Origin of the sequence: Flavobacterium chilense (genome assembly GCF_001602525.1) — a bacterium.
Lineage (GTDB): Bacteria > Bacteroidota > Bacteroidia > Flavobacteriales > Flavobacteriaceae > Flavobacterium > Flavobacterium chilense.
This window is the reverse complement of sequence record NZ_LSYT01000008.1, coordinates 102,555-116,958: the sequence shown is the minus strand read 5'-3', so window position 1 is coordinate 116,958 and position 14,404 is coordinate 102,555. Positions and strand designations below refer to the sequence as shown.

General features: G+C 34.8%; 16 protein-coding genes. 9 read left to right on the top strand and 7 right to left on the bottom strand.

The features are described 5' to 3' along the window. The first annotated feature begins 96 nt into the window (after positions 1–96). From purT to A4F88_RS18325, 3 genes are read left to right on the top strand one after another with little or no spacing between them, the layout of a single operon-like run. Positions 97–1,272 carry a formate-dependent phosphoribosylglycinamide formyltransferase gene (gene purT, locus A4F88_RS18335; protein WP_262494456.1) on the top strand — a complete coding sequence of 392 codons (1,176 nt, stop codon included), beginning with the start codon at positions 97–99 and terminating at the stop codon, positions 1,270–1,272. 2 nt (positions 1,273–1,274) lie between these two features. Next, positions 1,275–1,592 carry a DUF6370 family protein gene (locus tag A4F88_RS18330; protein WP_068844177.1) on the top strand — a complete coding sequence of 106 codons (318 nt, stop codon included), beginning with the start codon at positions 1,275–1,277 and terminating at the stop codon, positions 1,590–1,592. After that, the gene (locus A4F88_RS18325) at positions 1,592–2,167 is read left to right on the top strand and encodes a Crp/Fnr family transcriptional regulator (RefSeq protein ID WP_068844176.1); all 576 of its coding nucleotides are present in this window, start codon (positions 1,592–1,594) and stop codon (positions 2,165–2,167) included. Before A4F88_RS18330 ends, A4F88_RS18325 begins: the two co-directional genes overlap by 1 nt. A gap of 78 nt (positions 2,168–2,245) precedes the next feature. Here the strand turns inward: A4F88_RS18325 and aceA are convergent, their stop codons facing one another. Further along, the gene (gene aceA, locus A4F88_RS18320) at positions 2,246–3,526 is read right to left on the bottom strand and encodes an isocitrate lyase (protein ID WP_068844385.1); all 1,281 of its coding nucleotides are present in this window, start codon (positions 3,524–3,526) and stop codon (positions 2,246–2,248) included. Positions 3,527–3,735: 209 nt separating this feature from the next. Then, entirely contained in the window at positions 3,736–5,337 is a 1,602-nt protein-coding gene (gene aceB / locus A4F88_RS18315; RefSeq protein ID WP_068844175.1) for a malate synthase A, read from the bottom strand. 197 nt (positions 5,338–5,534) lie between these two features. Here aceB and A4F88_RS18310 point away from each other — a divergent pair, with 197 nt between their 5' ends. The 4 genes from A4F88_RS18310 to A4F88_RS18295 all read left to right on the top strand — a co-directional run bounded on the left by A4F88_RS18310 (position 5,535) and on the right by A4F88_RS18295 (position 9,222). Continuing rightward, a complete protein-coding gene (locus A4F88_RS18310) occupies positions 5,535–7,016 on the top strand; it encodes a helix-turn-helix domain-containing protein (protein WP_068844174.1) in 1,482 nt (493 codons plus the stop codon). A 390-nt stretch (positions 7,017–7,406) separates the two neighbouring features. Continuing rightward, complete coding sequence (locus A4F88_RS18305) at positions 7,407–8,123, top strand: pirin family protein (RefSeq protein ID WP_068844173.1); 717 nt, start codon at positions 7,407–7,409, stop codon at positions 8,121–8,123. Between the two features lie 170 nt (positions 8,124–8,293). Then, entirely contained in the window at positions 8,294–8,524 is a 231-nt protein-coding gene (locus A4F88_RS18300; protein ID WP_068844172.1) for a (4Fe-4S)-binding protein, read from the top strand. Between the two features lie 164 nt (positions 8,525–8,688). Continuing rightward, positions 8,689–9,222 carry a YceI family protein gene (locus A4F88_RS18295; protein WP_068844171.1) on the top strand — a complete coding sequence of 178 codons (534 nt, stop codon included), beginning with the start codon at positions 8,689–8,691 and terminating at the stop codon, positions 9,220–9,222. A gap of 165 nt (positions 9,223–9,387) precedes the next feature. On the opposite strand, the gene A4F88_RS18290 is transcribed toward A4F88_RS18295, so the two are convergent. Further along, positions 9,388–10,248, bottom strand: coding sequence for a helix-turn-helix domain-containing protein (locus A4F88_RS18290; RefSeq protein WP_068844170.1), 861 nt, complete (start codon positions 10,246–10,248; stop codon positions 9,388–9,390). Positions 10,249–10,434: 186 nt separating this feature from the next. Between A4F88_RS18290 and A4F88_RS18285 the strand changes: the two genes are divergently transcribed. Continuing rightward, the gene (locus A4F88_RS18285; RefSeq protein ID WP_068844169.1) at positions 10,435–10,797 is read left to right on the top strand and encodes a DUF983 domain-containing protein; all 363 of its coding nucleotides are present in this window, start codon (positions 10,435–10,437) and stop codon (positions 10,795–10,797) included. 72 nt (positions 10,798–10,869) lie between these two features. Then, a complete protein-coding gene (fabD, locus tag A4F88_RS18280) occupies positions 10,870–11,745 on the top strand; it encodes an ACP S-malonyltransferase (protein ID WP_068844168.1) in 876 nt (291 codons plus the stop codon). Positions 11,746–11,824: 79 nt separating this feature from the next. On the opposite strand, the gene A4F88_RS18275 is transcribed toward fabD, so the two are convergent. From A4F88_RS18275 to galE, 4 genes are all read right to left on the bottom strand, one after another. Continuing rightward, positions 11,825–12,151, bottom strand: a complete 327-nt coding sequence (locus A4F88_RS18275) for a hypothetical protein (RefSeq protein ID WP_143155056.1) — start codon at positions 12,149–12,151, stop codon at positions 11,825–11,827. Next, a complete protein-coding gene (locus tag A4F88_RS18270; protein ID WP_068844166.1) occupies positions 12,136–12,327 on the bottom strand; it encodes a hypothetical protein in 192 nt (63 codons plus the stop codon). The genes A4F88_RS18275 and A4F88_RS18270 overlap by 16 nt, the downstream gene beginning before the upstream one ends. 50 nt (positions 12,328–12,377) lie before the next feature. Continuing rightward, on the bottom strand, positions 12,378–13,283 hold the full coding sequence (locus A4F88_RS18265; RefSeq protein WP_068844165.1) for a DMT family transporter: 906 nt from the start codon (positions 13,281–13,283) through the stop codon (positions 12,378–12,380). Positions 13,284–13,362: 79 nt separating this feature from the next. Beyond that, entirely contained in the window at positions 13,363–14,379 is a 1,017-nt protein-coding gene (gene galE / locus A4F88_RS18260; protein ID WP_068844164.1) for a UDP-glucose 4-epimerase GalE, read from the bottom strand. Positions 14,380–14,404: the final 25 nt, after the last annotated feature.

The following is a 14,404-nucleotide window of genomic DNA, read 5'->3' as shown; positions in this document are numbered from 1 at the left end:
CTTCTAACTTAAAACAAAAACTTAGCGCTCTTAGCGTAAATCTTTGCGAACTTTGCGGTTAAAAAAAGCTTTTTCGCTACTTTTACTACTCAAACAATACAACACTCCAAAATGAAAATACTACTTCTGGGTTCAGGCGAATTAGGCAAAGAATTTGTCATCGCTGCACAACGAATCGGACAAACCATAATTGCAGTTGACAGTTACGAAAATGCACCGGCAATGCAAGTAGCACATGGTTTTGAGGTTATCAATATGCTAGACGGCGAAGCACTTGACAGAATCGTAGCCAAACACCAACCCGATTTTATCGTTCCTGAAATAGAAGCCATTCGCACCGAACGTTTTTACGATTACGAAAAACAAGGAATCACCGTTGTTCCATCAGCGAAAGCGGCAAACTTCACCATGAACCGTAAAGCCATTCGTGATTTAGCTTCAAAAGAACTTGGGCTAAGAACCGCAAAATATCAATACGCAACTTCAGCTGAAGAACTTCAAAAAGCCGTTCAGGAAGTTGGAATTCCGTGTGTTGTAAAACCATTAATGTCTTCATCTGGAAAAGGGCAATCAACAGTCAAAACAGAAAGTGATATCGAAAAAGCATGGCAATATGCCGTTGCAGGATCTCGTGGCGATGTTATCGAAGTTATTGTAGAAGCTTTTGTCAATTTTGATTCGGAAATTACGCTTTTAACAATTACTCAAAATAACAATCCAACTTTGTTTTGCGCGCCAATTGGTCACAGACAAGAACGAGGTGACTATCAGGAAAGCTGGCAGCCGGCACAAGTTTCGGAAGCTGATTTGTACGAAGCACAGGATATGGCCGAAAAAATCACCGAAGCACTTGGCGGAGCTGGACTTTTTGGCGTTGAATTTTTCCTAACAAAAGAAGGTGTTTATTTTTCTGAACTTTCTCCGCGCCCGCATGATACCGGAATGGTAACTTTGGCCGGAACGCAGAATTTTAACGAATTCGAATTACACTTAAGAGCGATTTTAAGTTTGCCAATTTTCGAAATTACTTTAGAAAAAGCCGGAGCAAGTGCTGTAATTTTAGCATCGGAAGATTCTGCAAACCCAACTTTCAACGGAATCGAAAAAGTAGCCGCTTTACCAAAAACTGACTTCAGAATTTTTGGAAAACCAACTTCAAGACCGTATCGTCGAATGGGAGTTGTTTTAAGCAATGATTCATTAGCAACTCCAATAGAAAATGTAACTGAACGCGCCAAAGAAACGGCGAAATTAATAACTGTAAACTCTTAATAATGAAAAAAGCAATATTTATTTTATTCCTATTTGCCGGAATCGCAACACAAGCACAAGACAAAAAAACAACCGAAAAACCTCAAATTGTAGAAACCGCTTGTGGGGAATGTCAATTTGGTATGAAAGGCAAGAGTTGTGATTTAGCAGTTCGCATAGACGGAAAAGCTTATTTTGTTGACGGAACAACCATTGATCAACATGGTGATGCTCATGCAGAAGATGGCTTTTGCAATAAAATCCGTAAAGCTTCTGTTACCGGAAAAATAGAAAACAATCGTTTTAAAGCCACTTCATTCACTTTGTTAAAAGAAAAATAATGGCATTAATTCTTGAAAATATTGCCAAACATGTTTCATTAACACCCGAAGAGCAAGCCCTTTTTCTATCTAAAACAGAAACACATACTTATAAGGCAAAAACTATTTTGTTAAGCGCGGGAGAAGTTTGTAAACATTCGTATTTTGTAAACTCCGGAATTTTAAGAAGTTTTAATATCAACGACAATATTGTGGAGCATGTTCTTTCATTTGCCTGCGAAGGCTGGTGGATGAGCGACATGTACAGCTATTTTTCGCAAAAACCGGGACAGCTTTTTATTGAAGTTCTGGAAGATGCAGAAGTTGTTTCTTTATCCAAAGAAAATCAGGAACAACTGTTTCTTGAGATTCCAAAACTGGAACGCTTTTTTAGAATTTTAATTGAAAACTCTTTAGTTGCCAATCAACAAAGATTAATGGATAATTTAAGCTTACCTGCTGAAGAACGATTCGATAAATTCTGTAAAAAATACGGAACATTAGTTCACAAAGTTCCTCAAAAACAAATCGCTTCTTTTATTGGCGTTACGCCTGAATTCTTTAGTAAAATGAAAGCTCGACTTTTAAAGAAATAAGATTTTCCGCCACGAATTCACGAATTATTTTTTATAATCTTTGAGAATAAAAATTCGTGAATTCGTGGCGGAAAAAAATTAAAATTGCTCAACCTCCGTAGAATGTTTCATCGCGGTTATTGCTGATTTTCCTAACATTACCGTATTTTGAACGGCATCAAAATAAGAAGTCCCTACAAAAGCCTGATGTTTTACCGCTCTGAATCCGTTTTTCTGTAAAGCGAATTCACGTTCCTGTAATTCAGAATATCCTGCCATACCACGCTCTTTATATGCTCTTGACAATTCGAACATACTTGTGTTTAAAGCATGGAATCCTGCCAAAGTAATGAATTGGAATTTATAACCCATTGCTGCTAAATCTTCTCTAAACGTTTCCATTTCGGCAACGGTTAATTTCGCAGCCCAATTGAAAGACGGAGAACAATTATAAGCCAGCATTTTATCCGGGAATTCTTTTTTCATGGCTGTTGCAAACTTTCTCGCAAATTCTAAATCCGGATTACTGGTTTCCATCCAAATTAAATCGGCATAAGGCGCATAGCTCAAACCTCTTGCAATTCCCTGCTCGATTCCGTTATTTACATAAAAGAAACCTTCGGCCGTTTTTTCACCAGTTAAAAACTTCCTGTCTCTTGGATCGGCATCGCTTGTTAATAAATTAGCTGCATCAGCATCTGTTCTCGCAACAATTAATGTTGAAACGCCCATAACATCTGCAGCTAAACGTGCTGCAATTAATTTATTGATCGCTTCCTGAGTTGGCACCAAAACCTTTCCGCCCAAGTGTCCGCATTTTTTAGCAGAACTTAGCTGATCTTCAAAATGAACTCCGGAAGCTCCTGCTTCGATCATTGATTTCATTAATTCAAAAGCATTTAGGTTTCCCCCAAAACCAGCTTCGGCATCAGCCACAATCGGAACTAAATAATCTTTTTTATCTTCAATTTTATTTACAGTCTGAATCTGATCGGCACGCAATAAAGCGTTGTTGATCTTTTTTACCACCATCGGAACGCTGTTTACCGGATAAAGCGATTGGTCTGGGTACATTTCTCCCGCCAAATTTGCATCAGCAGCAACCTGCCATCCGCTTAAATAAATCGCTTCTAAACCCGCATCGACTTCCTGAATCGCCTGATTTCCAGTTAACGCTCCCAAACCCGCAACATAATCCTGACTTTTTAACTTTCTCCATAATTTTTGCGCTCCCATTTTGGCAATAGAATGCTCAATATGATAGGAACCCTGAAGTGTAACTACTTCACTCGCAGTGTAAGGACGTTCCACACCTTTCCATCTCGGGTTCGTGATCCAATCGTTAATCAATTCCTGAATTCTGTCTTCTGTTGTTTTCATAAATAATATAGTTAAGTTGGTTAGTAAAGTTTTATTCTTATGTTGAGCTTTTAAACACATAGGAACATAGAATTTCTTTGTGGTTAAAGGCATTTCATTCGTTTAAACAAACATAGCTATGTGTGAAAATCTAGATTTTTTTTAAACTCTTTTTATTCACACTTTCAAACCTATGTTTCTATGTGTTTAAAATAAACTCAACGTATTCTTTATAAATATTTGTAACACGGAATCGTTAGAAAATCAACGAAATTTAGATTTACCACCAATCTTTCCAGCATTTTTTCAGCTAGTGGAAATTGCTGTTTTTCATAATTTTCTTCGCCTAATTCGTCTTTGATTTTCCTGAATTCATCTAAAGCCAATTCATGATAATAAGCCAAATCTAATTTTCGTCCATTATCTAAAATCACTTTATTTTGAAGCCACTGCCACAATTGTGATCTCGAAATTTCGGCTGTTGCTGCATCTTCCATCAAATTATGCAATGCTGCTGCACCTTGTCCGTTTAGCCATGAAGCCAGATATAGAACTCCAACGTTGATATTTTTGCGAACACCATTTTCAGTTATCGGTCCAATTGGTGGTTCAATCAAATCAGCTTCTGTAATTTTTCGATGTTCTCTTTTTATATGAATCTGATTTGGAGTTGGCATTCCTTTATCAAAAATCTCTTTTGCAATTGCAACTAAATCCGGATGCGCTACCCAAGTTCCGTCATGTCCATTTTTAACTTCACGTTCTTTATCGGTTTTTACTTTTGCAAAAGCGACTGCATTAGCTTCTTCATTATTTCGAATCGGAATCTGTGCTGCCATCCCGCCAATGGCATGAATTCTGCGTTTATGACATCTCTGAATAACTAAATTCGAATACGCATTCATAAAAGGCGAAGTCATAGTTACCTGATCGCGATCCGGAACAATGAATTTTGGATTTTTTCTAAATTTTTTGATGTAAGAAAAAATATAATCCCAGCGTCCGCAGTTCAAACCAACGATATGTTCTTTCAATTCGTAAATAATTTCATCCAGCTGAAAACTTGCCGTTATGGTTTCAATTAAAACCGTCACTTTTATCGTTCCTCTTTTCAACTTCAAATAATCCTCGGTAAAATCAATTACAGTATTCCACCAGCGCGCTTCCAGATAATGCTCTAATTTTGGAATGTAGAAATACGGCCCAGAATTGTTTTCTAAAAGTCGTTTATGATTATGAAAAACATATAAACCAAAATCTACCAAAGAACCTGAAACTTCATTACCTTCTACTAAAACATGCTTTTCCGGCAAATGCAAACCTCTTGGGCGTACAATTAATGTTGCGGTTTTTTCATTTAAATGATAGGATTTTTGCTTCACCAAATCAGTATATGTAATTGTTTTGTTAACCGCATCAATTAGATTTACTTGACCATCCATAAGATTTTGCCAGGTTGGTGAAGTGCTGTCTTCAAAATCGGCCATAAAAGTTTTGGCTCCTGAATTCAAAGCGTTGATAATCATTTTGCGATCAACCGGACCAGTAATCTCGACTCTTCTGTCTAATAAATCTTTCGGAATTTCACCAGCTGTCCAATTGCCTTCTCTTACACTTTTAGTTTCTGGAATAAAAACCGGCATGATTCCCTGATCAAAAGTGACTTGTTTTTGCTCGCGCCGTAAAAGCAATAGTTTTCGTTGTGATTCGAATTTTCTATGCAATTCAGTGATAAAAACAATGGCTTCTTCTGTCCAGATTTTTGGATAACGAAGCTTCTTTTCGGCTAAAAATTCCATCGCCGTTTCGGTAATTTCTAATTGGTTTTTCATAGCTGTGGTTTTTAATTTTCATTAGCAGCAATTGAATCGTTTCTATATTTTTTAAAACACAAAACCATAACAAACTGATAACTAATATTTTCTACACCACAATATTAGAAAAAAGTTTTTTACAAAACAAGCGAACGTTCGCTAAATATTAAAAATAATTTTTTGGCGATTATTTTTATAATGGTTATATTTGGTTCATGGATATCGAAAAAGACTATATAAAGCTGATCTTCGGGCTAAAATTGAGACAAGTTCGTACTCAAAAAAATTTATCACTTTTTGGCTTGGCTAAACTGACCAATCTTTCAAAATCGTATTTAAATGAGATTGAAAAGGGAAAAAAATATCCAAAAACAGATAAGATTTTACTTTTATGTGAACATTTGGACGTGACTTACGACCAAATGGTATCTTTAAAACTCGATAATAACCTCGCTCCGATTGGTGAAATTTTAAAATCCGGAATTTTAAAAGAGATTCCGCTGGAACTTTTTGGAATTCAGGAAGCTGATTTGATTGATATAATTGCGAATGCTCCGGCAAAAGTCAATGCGTTTATTAGTACCATCATCGAAATTGCACAGCATTACAATTTAAGCCGCGAAAGTTTCTTTTTAGCTGCTTTGCGTTCGTATCAGGAAGCGCACAGTAATTATTTTGAAGATTTAGAAGAAAAAGTAATTGCGTTTTCGAAGTCGTTCCAGATTAATTTAGATTCTAAAATCAGCATTGAAGAATTACAGGCAATTTTAAAAGAAGAATACGAATACAATATCAAAGAAATTGCTTTTACAGATCAGGAAGCTTTGGGCGATCTGCGTTCTATTTATGTCCCGAAAAGCAAGACATTATTGCTTTCTACTGAACTTGACGCTCCGCAGAAAGCTTTTATCTTAGCCAAAGAAATTGCTTATAATTATTTAAAAATATCAGATCGTTTATTGACTTTCAGCTGGATTAAGTTTGAAAATTTCGATCAGGTTCTGCATAATTTTTATGCTTCTTATTTTGCCGGTGCTTTATTATTACCAAGAAAATTAGTCGTCGATAAAATCAATTCTTTTTTGGAAAATGAAAATCCAAAACCGGAAGCATTTGTAGCATTAATAGAAAGTTTCAAAGTTTCGCCGGAATCTTTTTACCAGCGATTAACCAATTTATTACCAAAAGATTTTCAACTGAAAAACTTATTCTTTTTAAGATTATCTCACCGAGTGAATTCTGATGTTTATCAAATTAATAAAGAATTACATATCACACATCAGCAGGAACCTCATGCCAACGAAACCAACGAACATTATTGTCGAAGATGGGTTTCGGTTAAAACAATAGACGAAGCCATCAAACAAAATAAATCTCATTTTTTTGATGCTCAAATTTCAAGCTATGCGAATAGCGGAAACGAATATTTGGTTTTTTCATCGGCAACAAAAGATCCTTTTGCCGAAAATTATATTAGAAGTATTTCTGTCGGCATCTTGATAAATCCAACGATGAAAAAGAAATTCAAATTCATTGAAGGAAAACCTTTAGTTAAAAGAATTGTCGGCGTAACCTGCGAGACTTGTGCTGTACAAGATTGTCTGGAAAGAGCTGCGCCTCCAATTGTTTTGGAAAGAAAGAAACGTCATGAGAATACGGATGCGGTCGTGCAGCAGTTTATAAGTCAATATAGTTAGATACTTAGACTTCTTAGATTTTAGACTTCTTAGATTTTTTCGTGATTTTGTCATCTCGACGAAGGAGAGATCTCCGCGAGAAACTCTTTATGCAATATCGTCAAACTTTGTAGAGCTACTTACGAAGATCCTTCGACTTCGCTCAGGATGACAAACTGCATGGTTAGTTTGTATAAAACAAAACTTAGTAGCTTAGAATCTTAGCAACTCAGAACCTCTTTTAAAACCTTTGAACCTCTGTAGCTTTGAGCCTTTGCAACTAAATCCTTAGCCCCTTAGCCCCTTAGAATCTCAAAACTCAGTGCCTTAAAGAACTTAATCTACATTAAGTGCTTTTCTTTGACCTTGGCGGTATCTTTGTACTATAAAAATAACAAAACATATAACATCATGGAAAATATAGTATTGCACAAAGCAGAAACAAGAGGAAACGCAAATCACGGATGGTTAAACGCTTATCATAGCTTTAGTTTTGCGAGCTGGTACAATCCGGATAGAATTCAGTTTGGAGCGCTTCGTGTTTTAAACGATGATACAATTGCAGGCGGAATGGGTTTTGGAACACATCCTCACGATAACATGGAAATCATTACGATTCCTCTTGAAGGAGATTTAGCACATAAAGACAGTATGGGGAATACTGAAATCATTAAACATGGTGATATTCAGGTGATGAGTGCAGGAACTGGTGTTCAGCATAGTGAGTTTAACCCAAATGCTGATCAGCAAACTAAATTGTTGCAAATCTGGTTGTTTCCCAACAAAAGAAATGTAGAACCTCGTTACCAGCAAATTACTTTAAATGTTGCTGACAGACATAATAAACTGGCACAGGTTTTATCTCCAAATGCTGATGACGAAGGAGTTTGGATTCACCAAGATGCTTGGTTTCAAATGGGAAATTTCGATTCTGGCGTAACTACTGAATACAAAATTAAAAAAGAAGGAAACGGAGTTTATGCTTTCGTTTTAAAAGGAAATGTAACCATCAACGGTCAGGAATTAAACACTCGTGATGCGGTTGGAATTTCAGGAACTGACACTTTAAACATTAAAGCAAACACAGATGCTGAATTTTTATTGATGGACATTCCGATGAACTATTAATTCAAAGATTACAATTAATATTTTTTCCTGAAACGATATTTAAGCTGGTTTTCAGCTTATTATCGTTTCTTTTTTGCCCAAATTTTATCAAAACTCAAAAAGAAAACGTATTTTTATAATGAAAATAGGTTTTTAATTCACTCAAAACTAACCATTTAAAATTTTCAATCATGAATCCAAATAACCTTACTAAAGAATATACAAACGGCGAAGTAACGATTGTTTGGCAATCCGGAAAATGCATACATTCTGCCAATTGTGTAAAAAATAATCCGGATGTTTTTCGTCCAAAAGAAAAACCGTGGATTACTCCGGAAAAATCCACAACTGAAAAGATAATTTCGACTGTTAATAAATGTCCTTCAGGAGCATTGACATTTTATATGAACGCTAAAAAATAACCCTTAGACTTCACTCAGGGTGACAAAATAAAAACAACAAAAAAATGTGATAATCAAAAAGTTATCACATTTTTCATTTCTTAATCTAGGTTAAGTGCTTCAGGACAACTGTCAACGTAACTTTGTCCTATCAAAATGAAATTAATTATTTAAAAATAAAAATTATGGCAACTACAAAATGGTCAATTGACCCAACACATTCAGAAATTGGTTTTAAAGTAAAACACATGATGTTTACAAATGTTTCAGGAAAATTTGGAACTTATGACGCTACAATTACTACAGACGGAGACAACTTCGAAAATGCAGCTATCGAATTTTCAGGAGATGTAGCTTCTATCGACACTGCAAACGCAGACAGAGACGGACATTTAAGAAGCGGAGATTTTTTTGATGCTGAAAATCATCCAAAATTGTCTTTCAAAGCTTCATCTTTCAAAAAAGTAAATGATGGAGAATATGAATTAACTGGTGATTTAGATATTAAAGGCATTTCTAAAACTGTAAAATTCCCTGTAGAATTTAGCGGAACCATGACTGATCCTTGGGGAAATACAAAAGTAGGTTTAAGCATAGAAGGAAAAATTAATCGTAAAGATTGGGGGTTAAACTGGAACTCAGCTCTTGAAACTGGCGGTGTTTTAGTTGGAGAAGAAGTAAAATTAAACATTGAATTGCAATTTGTAAAACAAGCTTAATACTTATATTAGGTTTTAATTTGGTTGGTTAAGAAGCCTGCACCTTTTCTCAGGAGTGCAGGCTTTTTTTTTGCTTTTAGGAACGGGGCTTCGACTCCGCTCAGCCTGACATACTAAATCTCTAAGTATACGATTGTCAGGCTGAGCGGAGTCGAAGCCCTTTTTTTACTTTGCATTTCGAAATTCTGTTGGCGATAATCCCGTTTGTTTTTTAAAGAATCGGGAGAAATACGAGTAATCTTCGTAACCTACTTTAAATGCTACTTCGTTTACAGCTAATTGTTTATCGATCAACATTCTTTTGATTTCGAGGATTACACGGTCTGTGATAACTTCTGTGGCGGTTTTTTGTAGAATTTCATTGCAGATTCTGTTTAAATGCTTCAACGTAATGTTTAGCTTTTCTGCGTAAAATGACGGCAGTTTTTCGGTCCTGAAATATTCTTCTAAAAGCGATTCAAACTTGTTGATTTTAATGTTGTACGAATGCGTTTGATGCGAATAGGTTTCGCTGTACTTACGGGCAATTTCGATATGAATTGAATCTAATAAATTTAGCATTTTATCCAGCTGATATCGATTATTTTGATTGTTTTCCTGAATCAGTAAATCAAAATAAGGCAGAATTTTAGAGATTTCTTTTTCCTCAAAAACCATTTCCGGCCGATTATGAATAGAATGATAAAAATTATACTCGTTGATATTTTTTTGTCCGAAATACAAATTATATAACTCCTGCGAAAAGATAATTACAAAACCTTTGACATCTTCAGATAAACTCCAATGATGCATTTGCCCGGGCTGCAGCACAAACAAACTTCCTCTTTTAATTTCAAACTGATCAAAATCGACTTCATGTTGTCCTGAACCTTTCGTAAAAAACACCATTAAATAGGAATCATGACGATGTGGTTCTTCGACAAAACTGTGATTTTTTAGATGCTCCGTAAAAGTATTGACGTAAAAATCACGATGAATATCATTACAGCTAAAATTCTGAACACTATAAATTGGGTATTTTTTCATATATGTAGAATTTATTTTTTATTGGTCATATATGAGAATCACCTGATCACATTTCTCTTCGATAAGATCAACAGAATAGGGCAATTTCATAAAATATGTCTTTATTGTGCTATAAGTAGCGAAGATACTAAAAAGACTTTTATGCAATGCTGAATTACCTTTGTATAAATAAAAAACAACAAGATCATGTCAAGTGCATTAACTCATATTTTAAGCAATGAATGTCCTATTTGTCATAAAGGAAAAGTATTTACAGACAAAAATATTTTTTTGACTTTTGGTCTTCCAAAAATGAATGAATACTGCAGTCACTGCAATTACAAGTTTCAAAAAGAACCTGGTTATTTCTTTGGAGCCATGTATGTAAACTACGGATTAACAGTTGCTCAGGGAATTACAACCTATTGTATTGCTCAGTTTTTCTTTGAGAAAAATTTCGATTTAAGGATTATTCCAATCATTGCTGTTGTCATTACTCTGCTTACCTCTTTCAATCTTAGATTTTCAAGATTAGCATGGATTTACATGTTTAAGGATTATACGAAATAAAAAAATACTATTTTTGCCTTTCAATTGAAGCTAATTTTCAATTCCAAAAAAAATAAAAAACAAATTAGACAAATGAAAGCATACGTATTTCCAGGTCAGGGCGCACAGTTTACAGGAATGGGCAAAGACTTATATGAAAACTCGGCTTTAGCCAAAGAATTATTCGAAAAAGCCAATGAAATTCTAGGCTTTAGAATTACAGATATCATGTTTGAAGGTACTGCCGAAAAACTAAAAGAAACTAAAGTTACACAGCCTGCAGTATTTTTACACTCGGTTATTTTAGCTAAAACTTTGGGCGATGATTTTAAACCAGAAATGGTTGCAGGACATTCTTTAGGTGAATTCTCTGCCTTGGTTGCTAACGGAACTTTATCTTTTGAAGATGGTTTAAAATTAGTTTCTCAACGTGCTTTGGCAATGCAAAAAGCATGCGAAATCACGCCGTCTACAATGGCTGCTGTTTTAGGTTTAGCTGACAATATTGTGGAAGAAGTTTGCGCTTCTATTGACGGAATCGTTGTTGCAGCAAATTACAACTGTCCTGGACAATTGGTAATTTCTGGAGAAACTTCAGCAGTTGAAAAAGCTTGCGAAGCTATGAAAGCTGCAGGAGCAAAACGTGCTTTAATTTTACCTGTTGGAGGTGCATTTCACTCGCCAATGATGGAACCTGCAAGAGAAGAATTGGCTGCAGCAATCGAAGCAACTACATTCTCTACTCCTATTTGTCCGGTTTACCAAAACGTAACAGCAAATGCGGTTTCTGATGCTAATGAAATCAAAAAGAATTTAATCATTCAATTGACTGCTCCTGTAAAATGGACGCAATCTGTACAACAAATGATCGCTGACGGCGCTACTTTGTTTACTGAAGTTGGTCCAGGAAAAGTGTTAGCTGGTTTGATTAATAAAATTGACAAAGAAGCGGTTACTGCGAATGCTTAATTAGTATTCACAGTTTTCAGTTAAAAACTATACACATAAAAAAATCCTCATGAACAGATTGTTTATGAGGATTTTACTTTTATAACTCTTTTACTTCTTCATTGTGATTATTTAAAATACCCGTAATCAGATAATTTTGATTTCTTTTCTCAAAAAAGATATACCAAGTAGTTCTAGCATTGGTTTTATAAAAAACATATTCTGAACCTAAGTACTTAAGAGATTTTGGAGTTTTTTTATGAGGAATTTTTTTTATTCTTTCTGGAACAGCATCATAAATAGCATCGACATATTCTTCAGCTGATTCTATAAAACCGAAGTATTCTTTTTTATATAAAATTAAAACCAAATCATCAAGACAACTAATTACTAATGGCGTAAAAACAACCTCTACTTCCCCCACCATTCCCTAATTCTTCTTTTTGCTTCAGCTTTTGCTTCCTCAAGGGTTAATCCTTTTGCAAATTCTGTATCAAAATCAAAAGTTTCACGATCTATACCTTTAAATTTTGGTTTTTGAACTTCATATTCTACTCTTGGCTCTTCAACCTTGTTTTTTTTATTTTCTTTATCCAAACTCATTATTCCTACATTTTAATCTTACAAATTTACAAAATAAAATGAATCAAAATTTATAAAATTTTCTTTTCCTTCTTTTTGTAATTAATAATAAAAACTCCCAAAATGATCAAGATTGTTGCAATTATAAAATCAATGGTAATTTTTTCATCCAAAATCAGCCAGCCAAAAAATACCGCAATTACGGTGTTGATATACGCTAAAATAGAAACCTGAACCGGCGTAACGTGTTTCAAAGCATAATTATAGCTAAAAAAAGCAATTACAGATCCAAAAATCGACAAATATAATGCTGCTAAAATACTTTTAGAACTCCATAAATTTACATCAATAGTAGGCGAAAAAATAAATGCCAAAACAATCTGAATGCACGAAGCCATGGTAAACTGGTAAAATAAATTAAGAACGATATTTTTAGATTTATTCCCATGAAGTTTGGTATAAATTGTTCCACCAGCCCAAGCCGTAATCGCAAATCCCATAAACATCATTCCGATTCTGTAATCGGCATCTAAAAAAGATCCTAGTCCGTCTTTAAATATAAAAACGACTCCCGAAAATCCTATTATAACTCCAATAAACCCTTTTAAACTTGGTTTTTGTAATTTAAACAAAATACTGCCCAAAAAAATAAGTATAGGAGACATAGCACTGATTACCGAAGCCAGTCCGCTTGGTACAGTCTGCTCAGCAACAGTTGTAAAACCATTTGCAATTACAATCATCAAAATAGAAGGAACAAGCTGGTATTTTAAATTCTCCCACCCAATCCATTTTAATTCTTTTTTGAACAATAAAATAATCATCATAACCAATCCCGCCAGTCCCTGACGAATTGAAGTTACAAACCAGGGCGGAATAGTCTCAACCGCAACACGAATTCCCAAAAAGGTAGTTCCCCAAATAATTCCAACAGCCGCTAAGGCAAATATTAATTTATAATCTAAACTTTGTTTCATGATAATTAATACGCTAAAAAAATCCCAAACTATACTACTATAATTTGGGATCTCAAAATTTATAATTTTATTTAAAAAACTATTTATTCCTCACTTTTTGTTCCCATTTCCAGGCGCTTGCCATTGCTTCGTCTAAACTTAATTCAGCCTTCCATCCTAAGACATTATTTGCCTTATCTGTATTTGCATAAGCTTCTGTAATATCACCTTCACGACGAGGCTTAATTACGTATGGTAATTTTTTCTCGCTTACTTTTTCGAAACTATTAATTACTTCCAAAACAGAACTTCCTTTACCTGTTCCTAAATTGAAAGTTTCTACTTTTGCTAAATTCTTTTTATTCAACAAACGCTGTAACGCAATTACGTGTGCTTTCGCTAAATCGACAACATGAATATAATCACGAATTGCTGTTCCGTCTGGTGTTGGGTAATCATCTCCAAAAACTGATAATTCCTTACGCAATCCTACTCCGGTTTGTGTAATAAAAGGAACCAAATTTTGAGGAACTCCCAATGGCAATTCGCCAATTTCATTTGAAGAATGTGCCCCAACCGGATTAAAATAACGTAATAAAATAGCATTAATACTGGTTACTTTAGCGGTATCAGTAATGATCTCTTCCCCTATCTGCTTTGTATTTCCATAAGGAGACATTGCCGTTTGAACCGGAGCATCTTCTGTAATTGGCATTTTTTCGGCTTGACCGTAAACTGTACAAGACGAACTAAAAATAAAACTAGCCTCAGGTTTTTGCTGTAATTCCTGCAACAAATAAACTAAAGTACTGATGTTGTTTTCATAATACAACAACGGATTTTCGACACTTTCGCCAACCGCTTTTGAAGCAGCAAAATGAATCACCCCAGTAACATCAGTATGTTTTTTAAAGAAGTCCTGAACGACACTTTTTTCTCTTAAATCAATTTTTTCAAATAAAGGTGTTTTTCCTGTAATGGCTGTAATTCCTTTTAAAACATCTTCTGAAGAATTGGAAAGATTATCAATTATCACCACTTCAAAGCCTTCATTTTGCAATTCGGCTACAGTGTGAGAACCAATAAATCCTAATCCTCCTGTTACTAATACTTTCATTTTTTGTGGTTGTTTTTTTGTTGTA